The organism is Halomonas sp. A40-4 (assembly GCF_015767635.1).
GTDB classification, from domain to species: Bacteria; Pseudomonadota; Gammaproteobacteria; order Pseudomonadales; family Halomonadaceae; genus Vreelandella; species Vreelandella janggokensis.
Genome location: NZ_CP065230.1, coordinates 2076928 through 2101858, shown reverse-complemented (window position 1 = coordinate 2101858; position 24931 = coordinate 2076928). Strand labels below are relative to the sequence as shown.

23 protein-coding genes and 1 tRNA gene are annotated in these 24931 nt (G+C 56.3%); 9 read left to right on the top strand and 15 right to left on the bottom strand.

The features are described from left to right. Positions 1 to 92: 92 nt before the first annotated feature. From groL to IT895_RS09835, 3 genes are all read right to left on the bottom strand, one after another. Positions 93 to 1736 carry a chaperonin GroEL gene (gene groL, locus IT895_RS09845; RefSeq protein ID WP_085918669.1) on the bottom strand — a complete coding sequence of 548 codons (1644 nt, stop codon included), beginning with the start codon at positions 1734 to 1736 and terminating at the stop codon, positions 93 to 95. Positions 1737 to 1793: 57 nt separating this feature from the next. Continuing rightward, positions 1794 to 2087, bottom strand: coding sequence for a co-chaperone GroES (locus IT895_RS09840; protein WP_066320359.1), 294 nt, complete (start codon positions 2085 to 2087; stop codon positions 1794 to 1796). A 224-nt stretch (positions 2088 to 2311) separates the two neighbouring features. Beyond that, entirely contained in the window at positions 2312 to 2818 is a 507-nt protein-coding gene (locus IT895_RS09835; protein ID WP_085918668.1) for an FxsA family protein, read from the bottom strand. Between the two features lie 181 nt (positions 2819 to 2999). Here IT895_RS09835 and IT895_RS09830 point away from each other — a divergent pair, with 181 nt between their 5' ends. Then, positions 3000 to 3761 (top strand): SDR family oxidoreductase, encoded by a 762-nt coding sequence (locus IT895_RS09830; protein WP_085918667.1) that lies wholly within the window; start codon positions 3000 to 3002, stop codon positions 3759 to 3761. Positions 3762 to 3810: 49 nt separating this feature from the next. Here IT895_RS09830 and IT895_RS09825 read toward each other — a convergent pair whose 3' ends face one another. After that, the gene (locus tag IT895_RS09825; RefSeq protein ID WP_085918666.1) at positions 3811 to 4446 is read right to left on the bottom strand and encodes a hypothetical protein; all 636 of its coding nucleotides are present in this window, start codon (positions 4444 to 4446) and stop codon (positions 3811 to 3813) included. Between the two features lie 292 nt (positions 4447 to 4738). Continuing rightward, positions 4739 to 4823: transfer RNA gene (locus IT895_RS09820), tRNA-Leu, on the bottom strand. Between the two features lie 76 nt (positions 4824 to 4899). Here IT895_RS09820 and IT895_RS09815 point away from each other — a divergent pair. The 4 genes from IT895_RS09815 to IT895_RS09800 all read left to right on the top strand — a co-directional run bounded on the left by IT895_RS09815 (position 4900) and on the right by IT895_RS09800 (position 9011). Continuing rightward, positions 4900 to 5613, top strand: coding sequence for a ComF family protein (locus IT895_RS09815; protein ID WP_233337213.1), 714 nt, complete (start codon positions 4900 to 4902; stop codon positions 5611 to 5613). Between the two features lie 55 nt (positions 5614 to 5668). Then, a complete protein-coding gene (locus tag IT895_RS09810; RefSeq protein WP_199283355.1) occupies positions 5669 to 6643 on the top strand; it encodes a serine/threonine protein kinase in 975 nt (324 codons plus the stop codon). Positions 6644 to 6894: 251 nt separating this feature from the next. Further along, positions 6895 to 7446, top strand: coding sequence for a GTP cyclohydrolase I FolE (folE, locus tag IT895_RS09805; RefSeq protein WP_085919528.1), 552 nt, complete (start codon positions 6895 to 6897; stop codon positions 7444 to 7446). A 107-nt stretch (positions 7447 to 7553) separates the two neighbouring features. Next, positions 7554 to 9011, top strand: a complete 1458-nt coding sequence (locus IT895_RS09800; RefSeq protein WP_085919529.1) for an NAD-dependent succinate-semialdehyde dehydrogenase — start codon at positions 7554 to 7556, stop codon at positions 9009 to 9011. A gap of 87 nt (positions 9012 to 9098) precedes the next feature. Here IT895_RS09800 and purH read toward each other — a convergent pair whose 3' ends face one another. The 8 genes from purH to ppa form a co-directional block, all read right to left on the bottom strand. Next, positions 9099 to 10679 carry a bifunctional phosphoribosylaminoimidazolecarboxamide formyltransferase/IMP cyclohydrolase gene (gene purH / locus IT895_RS09795; RefSeq protein WP_085919530.1) on the bottom strand — a complete coding sequence of 527 codons (1581 nt, stop codon included), beginning with the start codon at positions 10677 to 10679 and terminating at the stop codon, positions 9099 to 9101. Positions 10680 to 10725: 46 nt separating this feature from the next. Beyond that, complete coding sequence (gene fis, locus IT895_RS09790; RefSeq protein ID WP_085919531.1) at positions 10726 to 11073, bottom strand: DNA-binding transcriptional regulator Fis; 348 nt, start codon at positions 11071 to 11073, stop codon at positions 10726 to 10728. Beyond that, a complete protein-coding gene (gene dusB, locus IT895_RS09785) occupies positions 11070 to 12107 on the bottom strand; it encodes a tRNA dihydrouridine synthase DusB (protein ID WP_085919532.1) in 1038 nt (345 codons plus the stop codon). The genes fis and dusB overlap by 4 nt, the downstream gene beginning before the upstream one ends. Before the next feature lie 109 nt (positions 12108 to 12216). Then, positions 12217 to 13128 carry a 50S ribosomal protein L11 methyltransferase gene (gene prmA, locus IT895_RS09780; protein WP_085919533.1) on the bottom strand — a complete coding sequence of 304 codons (912 nt, stop codon included), beginning with the start codon at positions 13126 to 13128 and terminating at the stop codon, positions 12217 to 12219. Between the two features lie 71 nt (positions 13129 to 13199). Next, positions 13200 to 14540 carry an acetyl-CoA carboxylase biotin carboxylase subunit gene (gene accC / locus IT895_RS09775; protein ID WP_085919534.1) on the bottom strand — a complete coding sequence of 447 codons (1341 nt, stop codon included), beginning with the start codon at positions 14538 to 14540 and terminating at the stop codon, positions 13200 to 13202. A 30-nt stretch (positions 14541 to 14570) separates the two neighbouring features. Beyond that, complete coding sequence (accB, locus tag IT895_RS09770) at positions 14571 to 15041, bottom strand: acetyl-CoA carboxylase biotin carboxyl carrier protein (protein WP_199283354.1); 471 nt, start codon at positions 15039 to 15041, stop codon at positions 14571 to 14573. 259 nt (positions 15042 to 15300) lie between these two features. Further along, the gene (dsbD, locus tag IT895_RS09765) at positions 15301 to 17226 is read right to left on the bottom strand and encodes a protein-disulfide reductase DsbD (protein ID WP_199283353.1); all 1926 of its coding nucleotides are present in this window, start codon (positions 17224 to 17226) and stop codon (positions 15301 to 15303) included. 136 nt (positions 17227 to 17362) lie between these two features. Continuing rightward, complete coding sequence (gene ppa, locus IT895_RS09760; protein ID WP_085919537.1) at positions 17363 to 17893, bottom strand: inorganic diphosphatase; 531 nt, start codon at positions 17891 to 17893, stop codon at positions 17363 to 17365. Positions 17894 to 18155: 262 nt separating this feature from the next. Between ppa and IT895_RS09755 the strand changes: the two genes are divergently transcribed. Beyond that, positions 18156 to 19871 carry a bifunctional protein-serine/threonine kinase/phosphatase gene (locus IT895_RS09755; protein WP_085919637.1) on the top strand — a complete coding sequence of 572 codons (1716 nt, stop codon included), beginning with the start codon at positions 18156 to 18158 and terminating at the stop codon, positions 19869 to 19871. 93 nt (positions 19872 to 19964) lie between these two features. Here IT895_RS09755 and IT895_RS09750 read toward each other — a convergent pair whose 3' ends face one another. Together IT895_RS09750 and rnt are read right to left on the bottom strand one after the other, a co-directional pair. After that, entirely contained in the window at positions 19965 to 21224 is a 1260-nt protein-coding gene (locus tag IT895_RS09750; RefSeq protein WP_199283352.1) for a 6-phosphofructokinase, read from the bottom strand. An 80-nt stretch (positions 21225 to 21304) separates the two neighbouring features. Further along, the gene (gene rnt / locus IT895_RS09745; RefSeq protein ID WP_066320406.1) at positions 21305 to 21973 is read right to left on the bottom strand and encodes a ribonuclease T; all 669 of its coding nucleotides are present in this window, start codon (positions 21971 to 21973) and stop codon (positions 21305 to 21307) included. A 191-nt stretch (positions 21974 to 22164) separates the two neighbouring features. Between rnt and IT895_RS09740 the strand changes: the two genes are divergently transcribed. The 3 genes from IT895_RS09740 to IT895_RS09730 are packed head-to-tail and all read left to right on the top strand — an operon-like array spanning position 22165 to position 24925. Beyond that, positions 22165 to 23385 (top strand): argininosuccinate synthase, encoded by a 1221-nt coding sequence (locus IT895_RS09740; RefSeq protein WP_199283351.1) that lies wholly within the window; start codon positions 22165 to 22167, stop codon positions 23383 to 23385. 55 nt (positions 23386 to 23440) lie between these two features. Continuing rightward, positions 23441 to 23764, top strand: a complete 324-nt coding sequence (locus IT895_RS09735) for an HlyU family transcriptional regulator (protein ID WP_199283350.1) — start codon at positions 23441 to 23443, stop codon at positions 23762 to 23764. 33 nt (positions 23765 to 23797) lie between these two features. Continuing rightward, a complete protein-coding gene (locus IT895_RS09730) occupies positions 23798 to 24925 on the top strand; it encodes a DUF294 nucleotidyltransferase-like domain-containing protein (protein WP_199283349.1) in 1128 nt (375 codons plus the stop codon). Positions 24926 to 24931: the final 6 nt, after the last annotated feature.

The window sequence follows — 24931 nt, the reverse complement described above, 5'->3', positions numbered from 1 at the left end:
ACGATTTTACCACGCTTTAACGACAAGAACCCCGCACAAGGCGGGGTTCTTGATGACGGCTTACCGTCAGAGCGATAAGGCTCGGGGGCAGCTTACATCATGCCGCCCATGCCACCCATTCCGCCCATGCCACCCATGTCCGGAGCGGCTTCTTTCTCGTCCGGATCGTCGGCGATCATGCACTCGGTGGTGATCATCAAGCCAGCAACGGAGCCTGCAGACTGCAGCGCAGAACGCGTTACTTTGGCAGGGTCGAGGACGCCCATTTCAAACAGGTCCCCGAATTCACCGGTCTGCGCGTTGTAGCCGAAGTTGCCTTCAGCGTCCTTCACGCGGTTGATGACGACGGCGGGCTCTTCGCCAGCGTTGCTGACGATTTGACGCAGCGGCGACTGCAGGGCGCGCAGGGCCATGTTGATGCCGTGGTTCTGGTCTTCGTTATCACCCGTCAGACCCTGTACCTTGGCCATGACGCGGACAAGCGCGGTACCACCGCCAGGCACTACGCCTTCTTCAACGGCGGCGCGAGTCGAATGCAGCGCATCTTCAACGCGGGCTTTCTTCTCTTTCATTTCCACTTCGGTGGCCGCACCGACGCGGATAACCGCAACGCCGCCTGCCAGTTTGGCAACCCGCTCTTGCAGCTTCTCTTTGTCGTAATCGGAAGACGTGTCTTCGATCTGGGTGCGAATCTGACCCACGCGAGCTTCGATATCGGCTTCAACGCCGGCGCCATCGATGATGGTGGTGTTTTCCTTGGACATGGTCATGCGCTTGGCAGTACCCAGGTGATCCAGGTTCGCCTGCTCGAGGGTCAGACCAACTTCTTCAGAAATCACGGTGCCGTTGGTGAGGATCGCAATATCCTGAAGCATCGCCTTGCGACGATCGCCAAAGCCAGGCGCCTTGGTGGCCGCGACTTTCACGATGCCGCGCATGTTGTTCACGACCAGCGTGGCCAGCGCTTCGCCTTCGATGTCTTCGGCAACGATGGCAAGCGGTTTGCCTTGCTTGGCAACGGCTTCGAGAACCGGCAGCAGCTCACGGATGTTGGAGATCTTCTTATCCACTAACAGGATGTAAGGATCTTCCAGTTCAACGGACATGGTGTCCTGGTTGGTCACAAAGTAGGGCGACAGGTAGCCACGATCGAACTGCATACCTTCGACGACTTCCAGTTCGTCTTCGAAGCCACGACCTTCATCAACGGTGATGACACCTTCTTTACCGACTTTTTCCATTGCTTCGGCAATGATCTCACCGATGCGCTTGTCGCCGTTAGCGGAGATGGTGCCTACCTGAGCGATGGATTTGGTATCGGTGCAGGGCACTGACATCGCCTGGATTTCTTTGACGGCTGCCGTGACGGCATGGTCAATACCGCGCTTGAGGTCCATCGGGTTCATGCCGGCAGTTACGCCTTTCAGGCCTTCCGCGATAATAGCCTGGGCCAGAACCGTGGCGGTGGTGGTGCCGTCGCCCGCGACGTCAGAGGTCTGCGAAGCAACTTCCTTGACCATCTGGGCGCCCATGTTCTCGAACTTGTCTTTCAGTTCGATTTCCTTGGCCACCGATACACCGTCTTTGGTGACGGTCGGTGCACCAAAGGATTTTTCGAGAACAACATTGCGTCCCTTCGGACCCAGTGTGACCTTCACTGCATTGGCAAGAACGTCAACACCGCGCGCCATGCGCTTGCGAGCATCATCGGAAAACTTGACTTGTTTAGCTGCCATGTTCGTTACTTCCTAATAAATTTCAAGAAATGGGAAAGTAATAGGTCGAGGCGGTGATCAGCCTTCGACAACTGCCAGAATATCGGCTTCGCTCATGATCAAGACTTCTTCGCCGTCGATTTTCTGCTTTTCAACGCCAAAGCCGTCTTTGAAGATCACGTTATCGCCAACTTTCACGTCCAAGGGGCGAACGTCGCCGCTTTCCAGAATGCGGCCATTACCAACGGCGATAACTTCACCACGGGTAGGCTTTTCCTGCGCATTGCCCGGAAGCACGATGCCGCCAGCGGTTTTCTGCTCTTCTTCCACGCGACGAACGACGACGCGATCGTGCAAAGGACGGATATTCATGCTTACGTTCTCCTGAGTATCGTCAAAGCCCCAATCAGGGCGGTTAGTGTTGATAGTTTTCGTGGGCGGTGCCCGCGAAAAATGAAGACAAGATGTCTTCGCTGTAAATGGCAACCACTTTATAGTGAAGCAGTTACCGAACTTGTGTGCTGTTTGAAAAGTGGGGGCTGCGGGTGGCCTTTCAAGGGGGCGCTAATAAAAAAATCTCAAGCGCTGTCTATTCGCTAGCCGCGGTGTTTCGGCTCATCCCGGCTAATAAAATCCCCTTCGATCGGTCCTTCCGGCTTTTCGGTGGACGACGCGCTCTCGCTGTGACGATAGCGGGGCTCATCCTGATGAGAGGCCCACGACGGATCATGCCCGGTCGTGCGGTGGGTGGCGACCTTTAAACCCAGCGCGGTAAGCAGTTTAAACAGCAGGCGACGGGCATTCGGCACAAGGCAGGCAAGGCCGAGGGCATCGGAGAGAAAACCCGGTGCCATTAATAACGCACCGCCAAATATCAGGGCGGCACCGGTAAACAGCTCATTAGAGGGAATTTCACCTGCCTGCATGCGCTGACGAGCGCGGGCAAACGTTGCCACGCCTTCCTTGCGAATAAGATGCAGACCCACGACCCCGGTGCCAATCACCAGCAGCAGAGTCATTAATAAACCGATCTGGCTGCCAATCGAGAACAGGATGACAAAGTCAAGCAGCGTGAACAGGGAAACAAACACCAAAATGGGCATAACTAACTCCGTAATAAACGTCGTGATAGATATGGTGACAGTCTGATTGAAAAACAAGCCGGACTAAATAGCCTAGCGAAGCTGCATTGCGCTTTTAGGGGATTGCCGGGTGATGGTTTGCGTGTCAGTTTGAACGACGAGATGTATCAACGTGATCAAAACGGACGGGAAGGAGCGTTAAATGAAGCTGGATGGTCGGGTAATTGCGATAACTGGAGGTGCACAAGGCCTGGGCTATGCCGTGGCTCAGCAACTGGGGCAGAAGGGAGCGCGGCTGGCGTTGCTGGATATTAGTGGTGAAGCTCTGGATAGCGCTGTCTCAACATTGGCACGGCAGGGGATCGATGCGCAGGGAGTGGTCGTTGATGTTGCCGATGAAGCATCAGTGGTGCAAGCATTTGCGGACATTGCCGAGAAGCAGGGTCCGGTCAGCGGGTGTGTCAATAATGCGGGCATTACCGACGATGCCCTCATGGTGAAAGCCAAAGAGGGGCAGGTGGAAACACGCATGTCCCTGGCGGCCTGGCAGCGCGTGATTGATATCAACCTGACGGGCGTGTTTTTGTGCGGACGAGAAGCGGCGACGCAAATGATCGAAGCCCAGCATGAAGGCGTGATCGTCAATATTTCCAGTATCTCTAAAGCGGGTAACCCCGGGCAGAGCAATTATGCGGCCGCGAAGGCGGGAGTACATGCATTGACTGTCACCTGGGCAAGCGAGCTGGCGCGCTATGGTATTCGCACCGGTACGGTGGCGCCGGGCTTCATCAATACTGACATGACCGCCTCGATGCGCCCCGATATGCTGGAACGCATTGCCTCAAAGGTGCCGTTAAGGCGTCTGGGGGAGGCGGATAATATTGCGCAAAGCGTGGCGTTTATCCTCGATAATGATTATTTCTCTGGTCGAATCATCGAGTGCGACGGTGGGCTGCGGCTGTAGCCATAGTCCATGGGTGCCGTGTTGATAGTGGCGTATGGCCAACGCCGGGCTAGCGATTCGTTTCAAGGTTATCCACTTCTTCAGCCCAGCGCTTTACTTTACGGCGCTGAAGCCGCCCGTTGAGACGTTTGGTATCCACGCTGATGGGGATCAATGTCTTTTCGGAAGTGGATGGGTCGCTTAGATAGAATGACCGCGACGCTCCGACGGGCCTGTCTTCCGAGCCATAGATGGCAATCACTCGCAGCTCCAGTTGAAGCCCGGTCTGATCGTAAATGGTGTTGTCCAGTTGCCAGGTAGCGCAGATCTGATCGGCAATGTCGGCAAAGCGTTGCATATGCAGGTAATCGCCAGAGGCTAGCGGCCCCTGGTGACTTCTGATGGATTTCCCTTCCTGCTCATTCTCTTTCTCTTCCTGGTACTCCGCGACGTCGACCATGTAGCTGCTTTCTTGGGTATGAAGAAGTGCTGCCACATGTTGAATGTAGATGGATTCACTACTCATGTTGCTTATTAGACAAAGCGCATTCTGGCCGGTGCCAAGGCCGCGATTGATAATGATGCGTGGACGCCGCTGGCGAACGTAGCCGTTATAGAGTAGCTGCAGGTAAAATAACCAAAGGAGAACGGTGAAGATGCTTGTGGCGGCGGAAATCGCCTGACTATTTCCGTTAAGCCAGTCCATAGGTCTGTTCCTTAGCCCGTTTAATGGTTTGGAGTTAGCGAGTAGAACAAAAGCTAGCTCAACAGGCTAAAAAATCCAGTTAGCCAATGAGTTGTGGTTCAATTTTAATCAGGTAAACCTGATTTGTTGGGCAATAAAAAAGCATTGCGGGGACGTAAGAAAGCAGATAAAGACGATTAGAAGGGATGCAAATGTTGGCTAAGAAACTGACCGAAGCATGCCCAAAACAGACTATATGAGCACTAAAAGCAAGGAGGGGATAAATCTAGCTGATTGAAAAATAATGCTTAATTGGTGCGGATGGGGAGACTTGAACTCCCACGCCTTACGGCACTAGAACCTAAATCTAGCGTGTCTACCAATTCCACCACATCCGCAGAACGATGCGTATACTATCAATCTTTTATATAAAGTCAATGATAAAGTGTACAAGCCGCCAGCCAAGGAGTGCTCATGCGATTGAAACGCTGGGTAGCTGCCGGTAGTGCTCTGCTAAAACAGGGACTGCCGGGTTATTGTGCGTTTTGTTTGGCACCGCTTGAAGGGGACGCAAGCTGGTGCTCGGAATGTTTCGAGCAGTTGCCCTGGAATAGACCTGCCTGTCCGTGCTGTGGTGATCAGTTAACGAACGATCACCACTTCTTGTGCGGGCATTGCCTCAGTAAGCGGCCTGCCTTCGAGGCTGCTTATGTGGCGTTACGCTATGAATTTCCCGTTAATGCACTGGTGCGCGATTTCAAATTTAACGCCCGGCCTCGGGCTGGCATGTTGTTGTGTGAGTTAATGCAACAAAGCCTGCCATCGCCACCCTTTGATGCGATACTGCCCGTGCCAATGACGCCAGAGCGCGCTCGCGACCGCGGGTTCAATCAAGCGCACTGGTTGGCTTTCGAGCTCGCCAAGCGAAGCGGCTTGCCCGTGCTCGAAGCTCGTCGACTCAAGCAGGGGCCTTCGCAGCGCCGCTTGAACCGGCAGGCGCGTTTTGCCAATCTGGCGGGTGCTTTCGTGATTGATAAACCGCCGCCTGCGTATGTCGCGATTGTTGATGACGTTGTCACCACGGGGGCTACGGCCCATGCACTCGCTTTGGCATTGCGCCGGGCTGGAGCGCAGCGTGTTGATGTGTGGGCGGCGGCGCGCACACCTCTGGTGGTTGATGACGCCTGACAGCACGATGCCCTCGTCGATGATACGCTTTTACTGATTGATCCCTGGAGACACCATGACGCATGCTTTTCACCAGCTTTCTCCTGGCCTTGTGATGTCAGCGGTGGAGTCGTTGGATATATGGCCAACGTCGGAACCATTTGCGCTAAACAGCTATGAGAACCGCGTGATGATGTTCCGCGATGAGCAAGGCGGTCAATGGATTATCAAGTTCTATCGTCCAGAACGCTGGCAGGACGCCACTATCCAGGAAGAGCACGATTTTCTTGTCGAGCTTAGCCAGGCCGGAGTGCCGGTGGCCACCGTTTGGCGTGATCGTCGCGGGCAAAGCCTGCATCGCTATGAAGGGTATCGTTTTGCGTTATTCCGCCACTGCCCTGGACAGGCCCCCGAGTTGGACAATGATGCCCACCTTTTCGCGCTTGGTGAACTGATGGGGCAGTTGCACGAGTCGTCAAGCAAGGGCACTTTTATCCATCGTCCACGTCTGGAGTTAGTGGAAGGAGTGAAAGATGCTCAGCAACGGGTCTTCGATAGCCAGCGTTTGGATCGTTACCAGCGTCGGGGTTATGAAAGCGTCATTACCCGCATGCTGAAAGCGCTTCGTCCCTATCAATGGGGTGATGAAACAATGATACGTTGTCACGGTGACTGTCATTTGGGCAATATTCTGGGGCGCGATGAGCAGTTTTCACTGGTGGATTTTGATGATTGCCTGATGGCGCCAGCGATCCAGGATATCTGGATGCTGCTATCGGCGAATGAGCCCGTTGAGTGGCAGCGTCAGATGAGTGAGATTGTCGAAGGGTACGAAGAAACGCGGCCCTTTCCCCATCAGCAGATAGAGCTGATTGAACCACTGCGTGCCTACCGGTTGATAAGGCACAGCGCCTGGCTGGTCTCTCGCTGGCAAGACCCTGCCTTCCAGTTAGCGTTTCCCTGGGTCGCTGATAAAGGGTACTGGGATCAGCATATCCGGCAACTTGAGCAACAATTGCTAATACTAAAAAAGCCGCAGTGGTTGGCATAGTGTCTTTCTATCACGCGCATAGCGGGATGCCGGATCAAGCCAAGCTGCCACCCAGCGCTTAGGTGCGCTAAGATGCACGCTTTTATTGCGTTATGTTAATATTTTATTGTACATACCTTACTTAAAGTATATTTTCTGTACATGGTTGTGTCTGGATTGCGTCCAATCATTGCCATGGCGGCCTATGGCCGACTCTTTTTAGCGCGATGGAGCCATATTGATCGTGCACGACATTTTTGACGAGGCTTACCATGACGGATGATATCGCCCAGTATTACCAACAGATCATCAGCGCACTTGGGGAAAATCCCGAGCGTGAAGGGCTCAGAGATACCCCTCTTCGCGCAGCAAAAGCAATGCAGTTCCTGACGCATGGCTATCATCAGTCGCTGGAGGAAATCGTCAACGGTGCCGTTTTTGAGTCGCAGACTGACGAAATGGTGCTGGTCAAGGATATCGAGCTGTATTCAATGTGCGAGCATCACCTGTTGCCTTTTATTGGTAAGTGTCACATCGCTTACCTGCCGAACGGTAACGTGTTGGGGCTCTCCAAATTTGCTCGTATCGTCGATATGTATGCCCGACGCATGCAGATTCAGGAGAACCTGACCCGGGAAATTGCCGAGGCAGTGCAGCAGGTCACCCAGGCGCGTGGGGTGGCCGTGGTAATTGAAGCGCGTCATCTTTGCATGATGATGCGTGGCGTCGAGAAACAAAACTCGAGTATGACGTCATCCGTCATGCTGGGCGATTTCCGGGCCAATCAGGCAACGCGTCAGGAGTTCTTGACGCTGGTCAATTAACCCTGTGCGACACGATACTGTATTACGGTTGGTCTGTTACCCTGTTTCGTCATAGCATGAATACGTTATTTTGCTGATGAGTCCCTTATCCGGGGCAGGAGTCTGTCATGGAAGCGCTTAAAGAGACACAGCTGTACTGTCCGTTTGCCTATATCGATGGAAGTTGGGTAGCGGCCGACAGCGGTGACCAGATCAACGTGCTTAACCCGGCCACCGGTGAGATAGTGGGCGATATGCCAAGGCTGGGTAAAGCGGAAACCGAACGGGCCATTGAAGCGGCTGATGCAGCACTTCCCGCGTGGCGCTCGCTGACTGCCCAGGAGCGGGCGGATTTGTTATTGAAGTGGCATGACCTGATGCTGGAACATCAGCACGATCTCGCCATGCTGATGACCCACGAGCAAGGCAAGCCACTGAAAGAGGCGGCGGGTGAAATTGCCTATGCGGCGAGCTTTCTTCGCTGGTTCGCTGAAGAAGCTCGGCGCGTCTACGGTGAAACCATTCCTGCCGCCAAGGCCAACCAGCGTATTGTGGTGACCAAACAGCCTGTTGGCGTTGTCGGTGCCATCACCCCCTGGAATTTCCCGGCGGCGATGATTACCCGTAAGGCGGGTGCTGCTCTGGCGGCTGGCTGTACCATTGTGGTCAAGCCAGCGAGCCAGACGCCGTTTTCGGCCACGGCCCTGGCCATGCTGGCGGAGCGTGCCGGTATTCCCCGCGGCGTTTTCAACGTTGTGCCGGGGAGCGCTGCTGACATCGCCGAAGCGCTGACCCAGTCACCTAAAGTGCGCAAGATTACCTTTACCGGTTCGACCGAAGTTGGCCGCAAGCTGATGGCGCAGGCTTCCGAGCATGTGCAGAAAATATCGCTTGAGTTGGGCGGCAACGCTCCCTTTATCGTCTTTGAAGATGCCGATCTGGATGCGGCGGTTGACGGCGCCATGGCTGCCAAGTTTCGTAACGCAGGGCAAACATGCGTCTGCACCAACCGTTTTTTGGTCCAGTCCAGCGTCATCAATGCGTTTTGCGAAAAGCTCGCCGTGGCGATGAACAGCGAGCTGAATGTGGGCGATGGCACTCAGGAAAATATCAACATCGGGCCGTTGATTGACCAGAATGGCGTTCAGAAAGTCAGTGAGCACGTCCAGGACGCTGTCGACCATGGGGCAGAGCTGTTACTGGGCGGGTATCCGCACCCCTTGGGAGGTAACTTCTTCAGCCCAACCTTGATCAGCTTTGCCACGAATGAAATGAAAGTCGCCCATGAAGAGACCTTTGGCCCGCTGGCGGCTGTCTTTCCCTTCGATGACGAAGAGACGGCCATTGAAATGGCTAACGACACTCAATATGGGCTGGCGTCTTACTTCTATTCTCGTGATTTGTCGCGGGTCTGGCGGGTAGCTGAAGCGCTTGAATATGGCATGGTAGGCATTAATACCGGCCTGATTTCCAATGCAGCGGCGCCGTTCGGCGGTGTGAAAGCATCCGGCCTGGGACGCGAAGGGGGGCACCAGGGCTTGGAGGAATATCTGGAAACCAAGTATCTGTGTATTGATCTCAGTTAAACCCCGCTTTTCATTTTTCCTGAGCTGAAACAACCCTCACTGAACACGTCAATGAGGGTTGTTTGCTGTCGGGGACCCTAGTCTGGCTTAGTGGCGGAAATGACGCATGCCGGTAAACACCATGGCAATGCCGGCTTCATTGGCTGCATCGATCACTTCCTGATCGCGCATTGAGCCGCCCGGCTGAATGACGGCGGTGATACCTGCCGCCGCAGCGGCATCAATGCCGTCACGAAACGGGAAGAAAGCGTCCGACGCCATTACGGAACCCGGCACTGAGAGACCCTCGTCGGCCGCCTTGATGCCCGCAATCTTGGCGGAATAGACACGGCTCATCTGTCCCGCGCCAACGCCTATTGTCTGGCCACTGTGGGCGTACACGATGGCATTGGATTTAACGAACTTGGCGACCCTCCAGGCAAACGAGAGATCACGCAGTTCCTGCTCGGACGGAGCGCGCTCACTGACCACCGTCAGGGCATCACGCGTTACCATGCCGTCGTCACGCTCTTGAACCAGCAGGCCACCGTTAACCCGCTTGAAGTCGAAGGCGGGCTTGGTTTCGCTGGGCCAATGTGCGCTGACATCCAGTAGCCGGACATTCTTCTTCGCTGCCACAATGGAAGCGGCGTCGGCGCTGACGCCGGGGGCGATAATCACCTCTACAAATTGGCGATCGACGATTGCCCGGGCCGTGTCGGCATCGAGCGCCACATTGAAAGCGATAATGCCGCCAAATGCACTGGTAGGGTCGGTCGCAAAGGCTTTGTCGTAGGCTTCAAGGGCGGTGGCGCCAATCGCAACGCCGCAGGGGTTAGCGTGTTTGACGATAACGCAGGCGGTGTCATCGAATTCTTTGACACACTCAAAGGCAGCATCGGTATCGGCGACATTGTTGTACGACAGCGGCTTACCCTGCAGCATTGTTGCCGTCGCCACGCCGGGTTCGTTGGCTCCTTCCTCCACGTAAAAAGCAGCCTGCTGGTGCGGGTTTTCACCGTAGCGCATGGCCTGTTTCTTGTGCAGTTGCAGATTTAGCGTCCTTGGGAAATCGGCGTCTGTTGCCTCGACCTGGCGTCCCAGGTAGTTGGCAATGGCAGCGTCGTAGCCTGCGGTGTGTTCAAAGGCTTTTACCGCGAGGTCGAAGCGGGTGGCTTCGCTGACATACCCCTCCTGAGCGGCGAGCTCACCCAGCACCCGGGGATAGTCGTCGGCGTTGACGACAATCGTCGTGTACGCGTGGTTCTTGGCGCAGGCGCGGACCATGGTCGGGCCACCGATATCGATATTTTCGATGGCGTCCTGCCGCGTGCAGTCCGGCTTGGCGACGGTGGCAGCAAAGGGGTAGAGGTTTACCACGACCATATCAATCGGGGTAATGTCGTTCTCCGCCATGACCGCGTCATCCTGGCCGCGGCGGGCGAGAATGCCGCCATGGATTTTGGGGTGCAGTGTCTTGACGCGGCCATCCATGATCTCGGGGAAGCCGGTGTGTTCGCTAACTTCCTTAACCGGAATCTGGTGTTCCTGTAGCAGGCGGAATGTGCCGCCCGTGGACAGAAGCTCCACGCCATGCTCGGACAAGCCGCGGGCAAATTCAACGATGCCGGTTTTATCAGAAACGCTCAAAAGGGCGCGGCGTACAGGGGTCGCAGTGCTATCAGCCATGAGGGTGCTCGTGTGCAGAGTAGAGAATGAAAAGTCAATGACGCCCTCAGGGTGTTGGGGCGTCGCCTTCAATAAGTCCATAAAGCTTGAGTTTCTTGCGCAGCGTGCCACGGTTGAGGCCCAGTACATCCGCCGCACGGGTCTGATTCCCCTCGGTGTGCTCAAGCACGCAGGCGAGCAAAGGCGCCTCTACTTCGGCCATCACCATGGCATACAGGTCGCTCGCCTGACTGCCATCGAGATGCTCGAAGTAGCGACGCATCGCAGCTTCCACGGCCTCTCGAAGAGGCTGCGGCGGCATATTGGCCTCGGAGTCTGCCAGTGTGCCGTTGAGGCGCGTATGGCTGTCTGACGCGCTGTCGCTGGAAACAAGGTCAAGATCGCGTTCGGTCATGCTGCATAGCTTCCTTTGGCTAGCAGACGCTTGATGGCATCGGGTGCCATGGCGTCATTGATCCAGTTGACTTGTGTTTCGGTAGTGGCCAATCCGTTGAATTGTTGCTTTAAATCACGCCGCTGAGCTGGAGTGAAACGGGCATCTTCGCCCAGGTACCAGCCAAGGTGCTTACGCGCAATGCGCACGCCCATGGTGTCGCCATAAAAGCCATGAAGGGCGTTTAAATGATCAATGAGCACGCCACGGCGCTCTTCCAGGCTGGGTTGAGCGCGGTGCTCACCATGTTCCAGAAAGTGCTGAATCTGATCAAAAATCCAGGGATTTCCCTGGGCGGCCCGTCCGACCATAACGGCGTCTGCTTGCGTGTAGTGCAGCACCTCTACCGCTTTTTCCGGGGTGGTGATGTCCCCGTTGGCAATCACCGGAATGCCCAGTCGTGACTTGATATCGGCAATGGTGTCGTACTCTGCCCATCCAGTATAGCGCTGCTCGCGATGTCGGCCATGAACTGCCAACGATTGAATGCCTGCTTGCTCTGCAAGACGCGCAATACGGACGCCGTTATTGGAGTCAGCACACCATCCAGTGCGAATTTTAAGGGTGACAGGAATATCGACGGCGTTGACGACGGCGTCAAGAATCTCGCCAACCAGTCTTTCGTCGCGAAGCAACGCTGAGCCTGCTGCCTTATTGCAGACTTTTTTGGCCGGACAGCCCATGTTGATGTCGATTACCTGTGCGCCAAGATCGGCATTGAGCCGGGCTGCCTGGGCGAGCATCTCGGCGTCGCCCCCGGCAATTTGCACAACCCTGGGGGCGGGTTCGCCACGATGATCCATGCGCAATTTTGATTTGCGTGTATGCCATAGATTGGGATCGGCAGTGACCATCTCGCCAACTACCCAGCCTGCCCCGAGCCGACGACACAGCTGGCGGAAAGGACGATCGGTCACCCCCGCCATGGGCGCTAATATGACCCGGTTCGGCAGGGCGTGTGGGCCGATCTTGAGTGGTGGTGTTGCTAGGGTCATGGCAGTTGGCGCTTTGATGTTGCGGTTAACGACCGTCAGGCCGCCCGAGGACGCGTATGATACGCTTACTCGACGGCGGGGTGAAGGCGGCCTGAGTGTCAGCGACAGATTAAATGAGGCGATGTCCGGTAAGGCGTACCCAGCCTTCCCGCATGACAGGCGCATCCATGCTGAGCCCCTGTTGCTGATAGGCCTGCATGACATCATCGGCCTGGTTGGCCAAAATGCCCGAAAGGGCAATGTGACCGCCAGGGGCAACGTGGCCAGCAACCGTTGATGCCATTTCGATCAGCGGACCCGCCAAAATATTGGCGGTGACAATCGGGTAGCGGCTTTTGACGAGTTGCTCAGGAAAGCAGAGTGCCAGTGCTGTTTCGTCGATATGATTACGCTCGGCGTTGTCACGACTGGCCTGCAGTGCCTGGGGGTCAATATCGGTACCATCGGCATGGGCCGCGCCGAGCTTTAATGCGGCAATGGCCAAAATGCCCGAACCACAGCCAATGTCCAGCACAGACTGGTCAGCGAGTTGCCCCTTGACTGCCAGGCTATCAAGCCATTCAAGGCACAACGCCGTGGTCGGGTGGGTACCCGTACCAAACGCCAGGCCCGGGTCAAGGACCAGGTTGACGGCATCGGACTCGGGTGGTTCGTGCCAGCTTGGCACAATCCAGAGCCTTTCTCCCATACGCAGTGGCGTAAAGTCTTCCATCCACTCGCGTTCCCAATCGCGGTCTGCGAGTAGCTCATAGTCAATGGCCGGGCAGGGTTCGTCCGGTACCTGTTCCGACCAGGCGGCTTCGATGCGCGCAAGCATGGCGTCAATGCCCTCGAGGTCATCGTATAGCCCGGTGACGACAGTGTCCTGCCATAGAGGCGTTGTGCCGCGTTCGGGTTCGAATACCGGGTCATCCTGGGCGTCTTGAAGCCCAATTGCCGTCGCGCCTTCTTCAAGGAGTAATTCTTCCAGCAGTTCTGCCTGCTCGGGCGGGACGTGCGCTTTGAGTTGAAGCCAGGGCATTCCGGGTCTCCGCAGCAGCAAAAAAAGCGGGATGACGATGGTCATCCCGTGATGATCGATCTCAGCGTGTGTTAGCTGCTGAGTTTCTTTTCTAGATAGTGAATATTGACGCCACCCTGGCGGAAGTAGCTATCGCGCACCAGGTCTTTTTGCAGATCAATGTTGGTTTTGATGCCTTCAACCAATAGCTCATCCAGTGCGTTGCGCATGCGGGTGAGGGCAATTTCCCGGTCCTCTCCCCAGGTGATCAGCTTGCCGATCAGCGAGTCGTAATGGGGCGGGACGGTATAGCCGGTATACATGTGCGAGTCCATACGCACGCCAAGGCCACCTGGTGCGTGGTAAAGCGTTACCTTACCGGGTGACGGCATGAAGGTGCGCGCGTCTTCCGCGTTGATGCGGCATTCGAACGCGTGGCCGTTCAATACAACGTCTTCCTGGCGGATCGTCAGCGGCATGCCCGAGGCAATGCGCAGCTGTTCCTTGACAATATCCACGCCGGTCACCATCTCGGTGACAGGGTGTTCGACCTGGACGCGAGTGTTCATCTCGATAAAGAAGAAGTTGCCGTCTTCGTAGAGGAACTCGAAGGTACCCGCGCCCCGGTAGTTGATTTCCACGCATGCCTGGCGACACGCTTCCAGCACCTTGGCACGCGCGTCAGGGTCGATGCCGGGAGCTGGCGCTTCCTCGAGGACTTTCTGGTGGCGACGCTGCAACGAGCAGTCACGGTCAAAGAGGTGAATGGCATTGCCCTGGCCGTCGGCGAGTACCTGAACTTCCACATGACGGGGGTTTTCGAGAAACTTCTCCATGTAGACGGTGCCATCGCCAAACGAGGAGTGGGCCTCGGTGCGGGTGACGGTAATCGCGGAAAGCAGGTGGCCCTCAGTATGCACGACGCGCATGCCGCGCCCGCCACCACCGGCTGCTGCCTTGATGATAACCGGATAGCCGATGCGCCGCGCGGTCGCAAGATTGGTTTCATCATCATCGCCAAGTGGGCCGTCCGAGCCTGGAACCGTGGGGACGCCAGCCGCTTTCATTGACTCGATGGCGCTGACTTTATCGCCCATCAGGCGAATGGTTTCAGCGCGGGGGCCGATAAACGTAAAGCCTGAGCGTTCTACCTGTTCGGCAAAGTTGGCGTTTTCGGATAAAAAGCCATAGCCGGGATGAATGGCGCTGGAATCGGTCACTTCCGCTGCGCTGATCAATGCCGGAATATTAAGATAGGACTGAGCAGAGGAGGCCGGACCGATACATACCGCCTCGTCGGCTAGGCGTACGTGCATGAGTTCGCGGTCCGCCTTGGAATGAACCGCCACGGTCTTGATGCCTAGCTCTTTACAGGCCCGGAGGATACGTAGGGCAATCTCGCCGCGGTTGGCGATAAGTACCTTGTCGAGCATGGGAGAGTCCACCCGTATTGAAATGAAGGATTAAGCGATGACGATCATTGGCTGATCGAATTCCACCGGCTCACCGTCTTCTACCAGAATGGCTTCCACCACGCCGTCACGGTCGGCTTCAATTTGGTTCATCATCTTCATGGCTTCCACGATACACACCGTATCGCCTTGCTTGACCGTATCGCCGACTTCAACAAAGGATTTGGCGCCAGGCGCGGGGCTGCGATAGAAGGTACCGACCATTGGCGAGTTGATGGCTTCGCCGCGATAGCTGTTGCCTGGAGCGGGCTCTTCTTCAGGCGTTGCGGCGTTAGCCGCAGGCGCAGCAGGTTGCTGTTGAGGGGCAGGCTGAGCGTACTGGGGCATTGACTGCGGGTGCCAGGTGCCCCCATTGGGATGACGACTGATGCGAACCGACTCTTCGCCTTCCTGGATTTCAATCTCGCTAATATTGGATTCTTCAAGCAGTTCAATCAGTTTTTTGACTTTACGGATATCCATTACCTAGCCCCATCACTATCGTTGAGAGTGGTGTGTTCATCACGCGTCAATAGCGCAGTAAACCAAATTATAAAATGTAGAGAACGCCGCATGATGACGAACGTTACCCTTTTTTACTGCTTATAAAAGCAGAAGTTCAATCAATATGGTGGCGAAGTGTGCCGAAAAACGTTATCGATGTCCAGTTATCACATGCCTGGCACATAAGGCTATTCTTAAACGGTCGTTTGACGGCGTTCGCGACAGGACGCCCCAATATCTAACCGTTGCCTGCCTGGCGACTCTCTTCCCAGCGCGCCAATTCGCGCAGGTGCTGGGCAAAGTCGGCGGCGTTGATATCGCCCTGTATGCGCGCTGCACGGACCTCCTGACCATTCTGGAAAAAGAGCAGGCTGGGTGGGCCAAAAAGCTGGTAGCGGTTCAATAGTTGCCGACTTTGCTCATTGGTATCGGTGACATCGACGGCAATGCGCTCAAAGCCTGAAAGTTGCTCAATGACATCGGGGTCAGTATAGACCTTGCGCTCCAACTGGCGACATGAGATGCACCAGTCAGCCGTAAAATGAACGAAGACGGGTTTGCCCTTTGTCTCAGCTGTGTCGATGGCGCTGTTGAGTGCTGGCAAGCTGTCCAAATGCTTAAAAGCCAATGGTGCTTGAGCGTCGCTTTTGTTGGTCGTCTGGATGTTTAGCGGGCGCAGCGGATTATGCGAGCCCAAGGCAGCGCCAAGGGTAAGGGCGATGCCCCAGGTCAGCAGGATAAGGCCCAGCGTTTGACGCGCTTTAGCCCAGCCCGATGGCGTATGGGTTTGCAAGGCGCCCAGTGTGAGGGCGGTGCCAATGGCAAGCCCCGCCCAGAGCAGCAGGGCAATTGACGGTGCTATCAGGCGTTCTACCATCCAGATTGCCACCCCGAACAGCAATAGCCCAAAAGCCATTTTGACCCCGTTAAGCCATGCGCCGGAACGTGGCAGCAGAGTGGCGCCGAAGGTGCCGACCAGCAATAGCGGCACGCCCATCCCCATGCCCAGTGCAAATAGCATGGCACCTCCCGTCAGCGCATCACCGGTGGTGGAAATGATCACCAGTGCCCCGGCCAAGGGTGCCGTTACACAGGGAGACACCACCAGGACCGAGAGTGCACCTGCCAGTGCCAGGCCAGCCGGGCCGCTGCGTTGTGCTCGTGTCTGCCAGGCATCGACGCGTTGCGCCAGGCGTGGTGAAAGGCGTAAATCAAAGGCGCCAAGCATTGCCATGCCAAACACGCTGAACAGAATGGCAAAGGAGATCAGTACCGGCGCGGACTGGAGCTGTGCCTGGAGGTTGAGACCGGCCCCAAAGAGGCCCATCAGCACACCCGCGCCAGCGTAGGTAATGGCCATACCCAGTACATAGCTGGCCGACAGCATGAACGCACGGGGACGTGAGGGCTGTTGACCGATGATGATCGAAGACAGGATGGGCACCATCGGCAATACGCAGGGTGTGAATGTCAGTCCGATGCCGGCCAGGAAGAAAAGCCCTAGCGCCAGCGGCAGGCTGGCATCGGTCATCAGTTGGCTGAAGCGGCTGTCCTCGCTTTGTGGCGCGCCAAGGGTTGCAGCGCTGTGGTTCAATGCCACCGTCGAGTCGGCAGCCGTTGCCGCATCGGTGGCGTTATTCGACGCGTCCGTAGGCGATGCGGGAGGCGTTTCGTCGGCGTTCGCTCCGGTCTCCCAGTCGGCATATGCGCGTGGCGGTTGGCTCTCGGTAGCCTTCAGTGCGATGGTTTCCGGCGGGTAACAAAGCCCGGCATCGGCGCAGCCCTGGAAGGTGAAGTCGACATCCAACGGACCTGAAAAGTCACTTTCCAACGGCGCTTCCATGACCACTTGGTCGCGGAAAATATAGACGTCACCCATGAACTCATCATTGGTGAAGGTACCCTCGGGCAGTTCGGCCATACCCAGGCGAACATTGTTCGTCAGGCTTTCCACGGCAAACTGGTGCCGGTAGAGGTAATACCCGTCAGCGACTTCGACGCCCACGAAGAGCGTGTCGCCGTCATGCCAGGCGGTGGGTTGAAAGGCTTCCAGGACGGGTAGAAAGTCGTCGTTCTGATCGCTTGAAGAGAACCACTGCGCCTGGGCAAATAATGGTAGCGTGCCGAGCAGAAGCAACAGACCTAAACGTCGAATCGTGTGCAAAATGTGTCCTTGGTCGATAACGTCATATCAGCAGCTAGCATAACGCAACGTGGCGCGCTGGCAACGGGCTTCAGGGAGAATGCTGACCGTCAACGAAACAGGGCCACCCGAAGGTGGCCCCGTTCATCACGTACGCTTAGGCTTTTTGGTAGGCCGCTGCCGATTTTTCAATGGCTTTGCGTGCCGCATCGACACCTTCCCAGGACTCGACTTTAACCCATTTGCCTTTTTCCAGATCTTTATAATTCTCGAAGAAGTGGGCAATTTGCTGACGCAGCAATTCGGGCAGGTCGGTGACTTCCTGAACGTCGTCATAGAGCGAGCTAAGCTTGGGGTGCGGGACACATACCAGCTTGGCGTCTTCCCCGGCTTCATCAGTCATGTTCAGGATGCCGACGGGGCGTGCACGAATGATACTGCCGGGCTGCACCGGATGTGGAGTGACGACAAGTGCGTCCAGCGGGTCGCCATCGTCGGCCAAGGTGTGGGGAATAAAACCGTAGTTGGCCGGGTAGAACATGGGGGTGGCCATAAAGCGGTCGACCAGCAGGGCCCCCATGTCCTTATCGATCTCGTATTTGATCGGCGCATGATTGGCAGGAATTTCAATCGCCACATACAAGTCGTTGGGCAGATCCTTACCAGCGGGGATGTTGTCGAAGTTCATCGTTAATTCCTTGGTCGTACAATGGCTAGGCAATCGAAGTTGCTGTATGAATAACACCGGATTATACGAACATGGCCGCAAGATTACCAATGCGACATAGGTGTTGCGACGACAAAGCGTTTGCCATCCTGCGATCGGACTGCACGGCAAGCTTGATAAGGTCACGACGTTTGGCGAGCATCGTTCAGTATCTCCAGTGTGTATCATAGGAAGTCCTAGACAGTGATGTCAGTTGCCAATGCTGTATGCTCAGGAGGATGACTTGGCCCATGCCCAATTGCTGATCAGTTACGGTCAGGCATTTGTTGCCCCGGATCGGCGCCTGCACCGCAGCTCCATGTCGGTACGCTTCCCCGAGCCGCCTTTGCTCAAGGCTAAAGGGAGTTGCGCGGTCATTAGCGACTCGCTGGCGCGCAATACCCTGGCCAAACAGGCAGGCGATTTAAGCGTAAGGGGGTTTTTAGCCGATTATTTTTCAACACCTGATCACTGGGATGTAAAAACCTCGGCGACGCGTGTACTAAGAGCGCTCAACAGCTGGTGTTATGGTCAAAGCCAGCATGTGCAGAATGGCAGCTTCGTATCATCGCTGTCGGCCTTGATCTTCCGTGAACGCGATGCCCACCTGTTCCATATGGGTGACACCCTGGTGTTTCGCCTGAGAGGGGCCGAGTTTGAACAACTGACCCGTGACCACGTCACGGACCTTGGGGGGTATCGCTATCCATCACGGGCGCTGGGTATGGATGGCAGTCTGGATATTGACTACTCCCATCTGCCCATGAAGCAGGGCGACCTTTTCCTGTTTACGACCCAGGCCGTTGGGGGCACCTTGCTGCCTTCCGACTACGTGCGACTGATCCGCCAGGATGCCAGCGATCTAGATGCGGCCTGTGAACGCCTTGCCAATGAAGCGAAACAACGCGCTCAGGATCGCGGCTATGGGGGTGACCAGTTCTGTTTCCAGTTGGTACGCATCGATGAACTGCCTGAAGAAAGCAGCGACCATCCCGGTCAGTTATATGGCGAATTGCCGATACCGCCGGAACTGGCCCCCGGGGCGAGACTGGATGGCCTGGAGGTGCTGGCGGTGTTGTCGCGTACGGCCCAGTCACGCATATACCGTGTGCGCGATGTCTACTCAGAGCGGGAAATGGTCATGAAGGCGCCCAGCCCGGAGCTTTCGCTGCGTAATGCCTATCTAGAGCACTTTCTGCTCCAGCAGTGGGTGGTAGAGCGGGTCAACTCGCCGTTCGTGGTCAAGGTTGTTGAGCCGTCACGGCCGCGGCGTTACCTTTACTATCTGATGCAGCATGTTGAGGGCGAGACCCTGCGTCAGTGGGCCGAGCGCCATCCCCAGGCAAACCTGTCCCAGCGGCTGGATATCGCCAATCAGTTGGGCAAAGCGGTTCAGGCATTGCACCATCGCGACATCCTGCATCAGCAAGTCAATCCCGATAATATTCTGATCGACCCGCACGGGAAGGTCGTCCTGGCCGACTTCAGTGCCTGCCACATGCGCGAGGTTGACGGCCATCGCCATTCAGGCGAGCTGTTAAGGCAAGTGGGCTTCAATGAGCACACGGCCCCCGAGTATGCCCTCGGGGACAGCGTCGGGCGGCGCAGCGACCAATACTCGCTGGCGTCGACCGTATATTGGTTGTTGACGGGCGAACTGCCTTACAGCCTGACGCCTAACCGGCTGCGCAGTCATACCGACCTGGAAGGGCTGAGCTACCGCAATGCACGCACCACTAATCCGGAAATATCGCCGGAGCTTGATGAGGCCTTGCGGCGCGCATTGGACCCTCAACGATCACTGCGTTTCAGGCGGTTATCCGAGTTTCTGCATGCCTTGCGGCTGCCATTGGGTAAACGGACACCGGGCGAGAAAGAACGCAAAGAGCCACGCCATTTCTGGCAGGGTGTTGCCGGTATTCTGCTCTTGCTGCTTGTGTTGTCCTGGCTGTTGCGTTAGTGCTCGCTCTTTGCCGTTGAGCTGACAAAAAGCCCGGGCGTCGTGGAGACTCCCGGGCTTTTTGTGTATCAACCTACAGGTATCAGCGAACGGTTAAAGCGTGAAAACAGGCAGCTTGCGTTCTACCTTGGCCAGTTTCAGCTTGGCCACTTTCGGCAGGCCGTTTTCAAACGGTGGAAAATCTTCGCCCTGAATCAGCGGTGAAAGATAGTCGCGACACGTGTCGGTAATGTCGAAGCCTTCCTCGCTGATGAAGTCGCGGGGCATGAACTTTTCCTGGTTCGCCACCTGGGAGAGCGGGGCAGAGATAACATCCCACTGATAAGGTGACTGAGAAATACGGCGAATCGCTGGCATCATGGCGTTCTTGCCCGCCAGTGCCAGTGATACCGCTTCGCGACCTACCGCGTAGGCCTGTTCTACATCGGTTTTAGACGCCAGGTGACGGGCAGCGCGCTGCAGGTAATCCGCAACGGCCCAGTGGTATTTGTACCCCAGATCCTGCTTGATCATGCCTGCCAGCGTAGGGGCAACGCCGCCCAGTTGGCGGTGGCCAAAAGCGTCGGTGTTGCCCGCATCGGCCAGGAAGGTGCCGTCTTCGTAGCGTGCCCCTTCCGACACCACGATAACGCAGTAGCCATTCTGCTTGACGCTTTGCTCGACCCTTTCCATGACCGCTTTGCGGTTGAAAGGAATTTCCGGGAATACAATCAGATGGGGGGGCTCACCAGCACCTTCACCGGCTAACCCGCCTGCCGCCGCGATCCAGCCAGCGTGGCGACCCATCACTTCAAGTACAAACACCTTGGTCGATGTGGCGCACATTGAGGCGATATCCAACGACGTCTCAAGAGTTGAGGTGGCGATGTACTTCGCCACACTGCCAAACCCTGGGCTGTTGTCGGTAACCGGCAGGTCGTTATCGACGGTTTTGGGTACATGAATCGCGGTCAGCGGATAGCCAAGCTTTTCGGAAAGCTGTGAGACCTTTAGGCAGGTGTCGGCGCTGTCACCCCCGCCATTATAAAAGAAATAGCGGATATCGTGGGCCTTGAAGACCTCGATCAGGCGCTCGTATTGGGCGCGGTGGGTATCGATATCCTTAAGCTTGTAGCGGCAAGAGCCAAACGCACCCCCCGGGGTGTGGCGCAAGGCCGCGATGGCGTCGTCGCTTTCCTGGGTGACATCGATGAGGTCTTCCGTCAGGGCTCCAATAATGCCGTTATGACCGGCATAGACCTTGCCAATCTGGTCGGGGGCTTGTCGGCAAGCTTCGATGACGCCGCAAGCGCTGGCATTGATCACAGCGGTGACACCGCCTGATTGGGCGTAGAAGGCATTATACTGAGCCATGGAAACGTCTCATCTCCTGAAAGTCGGAAAGCGTAATAAGTGGGCGAAGTTTAGCGTAAAGCGCTAAGGCCTGCATACGGCTAGTCGCCGCTATCCAGAGCCTGTTCGCGTTGGGCCAACTGCCAGCCGCCTAAATCCTTGTAGCGGTTGACCATGGCGCAGAACAGCTCTGCTGTGCGTTCGGTATCGTAGCGTGCCGAGTGAGCCGCTTTGTTATCAAATTCGATACCCGCTGCCTGGCAGGCGCGCGCCAGAACGGTCTGGCCATAGACCAATCCCGCCAGGGTCGCTGTATCGAAGCTGGAAAAAGGGTGAAAGGGGTTGCGCTTGACACCGCAGCGGTTGGCAGCCGCATTTAAAAAACCATGGTCGAATGCCGCGTTATGGCCGACCAGGATAGCCCGCGAACAGCCGTGGGCTTTAATCGATTTGCGAATAGGACGAAAAATTTCGCCCAAGGCTTCTTCTTCACTCAGCGCGACCTGCTGACGTAAGGGGTCATCCAGATTGATGCCGGTGAAATCCAGCGCGGACTGCTCAACGTTAGCCCCCTCAAACGGCTGAATATGGTAGGCATGAGTGGCATCGGGTAAAAGGTTGCCTTCTGGGTCCATTGTCAGGGTAACGGCAGCAATTTCCAGCAAGGCGTCGCCTTGTGCATTGAAGCCGCCGGTCTCTAAATCAACGACAACGGGCAGGTAACTGCGAAAACGTTGGGCCATTAATTCGCGGGCAATCGCCTCGCTCATGCAGCTCTCCTTAGTCTGCGAGTAATCGGTTAGCGCTTTTCGTGGATGATTCTAGCAGTTTCCTTTTAAGGCGTCGTTGGCGGTATTCGCTGAGCACTGAGAACGCTATACTTGGTGACTGGTGTTTTTCAACGTAAGCCATTCCGCGATTAGCGAGTCTGGCGCGCAATTGTTCAGAAAAGGAGTCAAGAATGTCCGATGTCAAAAAGGTTGTGCTGGCATACTCAGGCGGCCTGGACACATCCGTTATCGTTAAGTGGTTGCAAGAAACCTACAACTGCGAGGTGGTGACATTTACCGCCGACATCGGTCAAGGCGAAGAGGTTGAGCCAGCGCGCGCCAAGGCAGAGGCGTTGGGCGTCAAAGAAATCTACATTGAAGACCTGCGCGAAGAGTTTGTGCGTGATTTTGTCTACCCAATGTTTCGCGCCAACACCATCTATGAAGGCGAATATCTGCTGGGTACCTCCATCGCCCGCCCGTTGATCGCCAAACGCCTGATCGATATTGCCAACGAGACCGGTGCCGATGCGATCTCCCATGGCGCGACCGGCAAGGGCAACGACCAGGTACGCTTCGAACTCGGCGGTTATGCGCTTAAGCCTGGTGTGAAGGTGATCGCACCGTGGCGTGAGTGGGATCTCACTTCGCGTGAAAAGTTGATGGCGTACTGCGAAGAGCACAACATTCCCGTCGACTTTTCCAGTAAAAAGAAAAAATCGCCTTATTCCATGGATGCCAACCTGCTGCATATTTCTTACGAAGGCGGCATTCTGGAAGATCCGTGGGCGGAAGCCGAAGAAGACATGTGGCGCTGGAGTGTCTCGCCGGAAGCGGCGCCTGATCAGCCGACTTACGTGGAACTCACGTTCGAGAAAGGCGATATCGTGGCGATTGATGGTGAAGCCCTCAAACCCCATGAAGTGCTTGAAAAGCTCAATAAGCTGGGTGGCGATAACGGCATCGGCCGTCTGGATATCGTAGAAAACCGCTACGTGGGCATGAAATCGCGTGGCTGCTACGAAACCCCGGGGGGCAGCATCATGCTGCGTGCCCATCGGGCGATCGAGTCGTTGACCCTGGACCGCGAAGAAGCCCATCTCAAAGACCAGTTGATGCCGAAGTACGCTGAAGTCATCTACAACGGCTACTGGTGGAGCCCTGAGCGTCGCATGCTTCAGGCGGCGATCGATGAAACCCAGCACAATGTTTCGGGTGTTGTGCGCATGAAGCTCTACAAGGGCAATGCCATCGTGGTGGGCCGTCAGTCAGAGCAGTCGCTGTTTGATGAGTCGATTGCCACCTTTGAAGACGACGCCGGTGCTTACGATCAAAAAGACGCTGAAGGCTTTATCAAGCTGAACGCGCTGCGTCTGCGGATTGCGGCTGGTAAAGGTCGTCAACAGAGCTAACGGGCTGGTTGGGCGGCAAGTGTGGCTTGCCGCCTGCCGGACGCGAGGAGTCAAAATGTTAAAAAAATTACTCTCAGGTTTGTTGGGTGGCGGTCAGGAAGGCGCCACGGGTAAAACCCAGTCGGCCGACCCCGTCGAATATAAAGGCTACATGATCACCTCTCAGCCCGATAACCAGAGTGGCCAGTATCGGGTGAGCGGTTTGATCAGCCGTCCTCAGGGCGAGGGCGAGGATCTTGAGCACCGCTTTGAGCGTTCGGACATGTTGCCCAGCCGAGATGCCTGCGACGCCATAATGATCACCAAAGCCCAGCGCTACATTGATGAAGTGGGCGACGACATGTTCAAGCCCGACCCACGCCACGAAGGTGGCCGGTGACGGAGAGGCGGCTGTAACGTTAAGGAGAGGCGTATGCGGGTTGTCCACCAAGCCTCACCCTGGCGCTCCCTGTTTACTGATGACGGGACGCTCAAGCTATCGGCGCTCACCGCGCCGTTGAGCCACCTTTCAACCCATCTTTCTTCGCCGCTTACCTCGTTAGCCGATGCGCATGCGTGGCAGCTGTCCCTGGCTGAATCACTGGTTCACTACGATCTGCCAGCCTGGCGCATTAGTGAGGTGATCAGTGACCATAACGCCATGCTTTACCGCCAGGCGATTTCGCTATCGCTTGACGAAATGCGCGCACAAGGCTGGGGGGAACCGCCAGTCGACTACTGCGTCCTGCTGTTAGGCTCTGCAGCGCGCTACGAGAGTTTACTGGGTCCCGACCAGGATAACGCACTGATTATTGACGACTATCCCGACCATCGACACGTCGAGATCGACGGCTACTTTCAAGCATTAGGCGAGCGGTTTACCAATCGCCTGGACGAGGCAGGTATACCACTGTGCCGAGGCCACGTGATGGCGCGCTGGCCGATGTGGCGCAAGCGGTTGAGCGAATGGCGCGCGCAGCTGTCAATCTGGAGTGCCGACCGGCGGGTAAAACGGGTACAGCAGACTAATATTCTGCTTGATTTTTCACCGGTTGCGGGCAATCCCGCGCTGGCAGAACAACTGGCTGAAAGCATCGCGGCGACGTTGCCCAAGGCCTCCCTGTTCATGCACGAGATGGCCGCATTGCTTGACGAGCTGCCGGTGGCGGTGGATCGCTTCGGGCGGATCGCCTCAAGCCCCGGTCTTGCGGCACCCCACGAGCAGGCTGTCAACCTGAAACAGCAGGGGTTAATGCCGCTGATCAGTGCCGTGCGCTTGCTTTGTGTTCGCCACCAACGCCATGAAATAGGCACTCGGGAACGGCTGGTTGCGCTCAGCCATGCCGCAGAGGTGCTGACAGCGTCGCAATCAGACATGCTCCTGGCAGCCTTTGAGCGCTTACAGCAGCGATTACTGGATCAGCAGCGATACAACAAGGCGGGCGGCCATGTTGCTGACGGGTGGATTGATGTGCACCGTCTGCGCGAAGATGAGCAACTGCTGTTAAAGTTCGACCTCCAGCAGATCAAGGCGTTTGTAAAGCAGGTGAGAGCGGCCTAGCAAGCG

Excerpts from the sequence above, each read along its gene's own strand:
- IT895_RS09825 (WP_085918666.1), bottom strand. The coding sequence starts at position 4,446 with ATGGACTGGCTTAACGGAAATAGTCAGGCGATTTCCGCCGCCACAAGC.
- folE (WP_085919528.1), top strand. The coding sequence starts at position 6,895 with ATGACGGATGATATCGCCCAGTATTACCAACAGATCATCAGCGCACTT.
- IT895_RS09815 (WP_233337213.1), top strand. The coding sequence starts at position 4,900 with ATGCGATTGAAACGCTGGGTAGCTGCCGGTAGTGCTCTGCTAAAACAG.
- IT895_RS09740 (WP_199283351.1), top strand. The coding sequence starts at position 22,165 with ATGTCCGATGTCAAAAAGGTTGTGCTGGCATACTCAGGCGGCCTGGAC.
- IT895_RS09830 (WP_085918667.1), top strand. The coding sequence starts at position 3,000 with ATGAAGCTGGATGGTCGGGTAATTGCGATAACTGGAGGTGCACAAGGC.
- IT895_RS09835 (WP_085918668.1), bottom strand. The coding sequence starts at position 2,818 with ATGCCCATTTTGGTGTTTGTTTCCCTGTTCACGCTGCTTGACTTTGTC.
- IT895_RS09810 (WP_199283355.1), top strand. The coding sequence starts at position 5,669 with ATGACGCATGCTTTTCACCAGCTTTCTCCTGGCCTTGTGATGTCAGCG.
- ppa (WP_085919537.1), bottom strand. The coding sequence starts at position 17,893 with ATGAACTTCGACAACATCCCCGCTGGTAAGGATCTGCCCAACGACTTG.
- IT895_RS09750 (WP_199283352.1), bottom strand. The coding sequence starts at position 21,224 with ATGGCTCAGTATAATGCCTTCTACGCCCAATCAGGCGGTGTCACCGCT.
- accB (WP_199283354.1), bottom strand. The coding sequence starts at position 15,041 with ATGGATATCCGTAAAGTCAAAAAACTGATTGAACTGCTTGAAGAATCC.
- rnt (WP_066320406.1), bottom strand. The coding sequence starts at position 21,973 with ATGAGCGAGGCGATTGCCCGCGAATTAATGGCCCAACGTTTTCGCAGT.
- IT895_RS09735 (WP_199283350.1), top strand. The coding sequence starts at position 23,441 with ATGTTAAAAAAATTACTCTCAGGTTTGTTGGGTGGCGGTCAGGAAGGC.
- dusB (WP_085919532.1), bottom strand. The coding sequence starts at position 12,107 with ATGACCCTAGCAACACCACCACTCAAGATCGGCCCACACGCCCTGCCG.
- prmA (WP_085919533.1), bottom strand. The coding sequence starts at position 13,128 with ATGCCCTGGCTTCAACTCAAAGCGCACGTCCCGCCCGAGCAGGCAGAA.
- IT895_RS09730 (WP_199283349.1), top strand. The coding sequence starts at position 23,798 with ATGCGGGTTGTCCACCAAGCCTCACCCTGGCGCTCCCTGTTTACTGAT.
- fis (WP_085919531.1), bottom strand. The coding sequence starts at position 11,073 with ATGACCGAACGCGATCTTGACCTTGTTTCCAGCGACAGCGCGTCAGAC.
- groL (WP_085918669.1), bottom strand. The coding sequence starts at position 1,736 with ATGGCAGCTAAACAAGTCAAGTTTTCCGATGATGCTCGCAAGCGCATG.
- IT895_RS09800 (WP_085919529.1), top strand. The coding sequence starts at position 7,554 with ATGGAAGCGCTTAAAGAGACACAGCTGTACTGTCCGTTTGCCTATATC.
- IT895_RS09840 (WP_066320359.1), bottom strand. The coding sequence starts at position 2,087 with ATGAATATCCGTCCTTTGCACGATCGCGTCGTCGTTCGTCGCGTGGAA.
- purH (WP_085919530.1), bottom strand. The coding sequence starts at position 10,679 with ATGGCTGATAGCACTGCGACCCCTGTACGCCGCGCCCTTTTGAGCGTT.
- accC (WP_085919534.1), bottom strand. The coding sequence starts at position 14,540 with ATGCTCGACAAGGTACTTATCGCCAACCGCGGCGAGATTGCCCTACGT.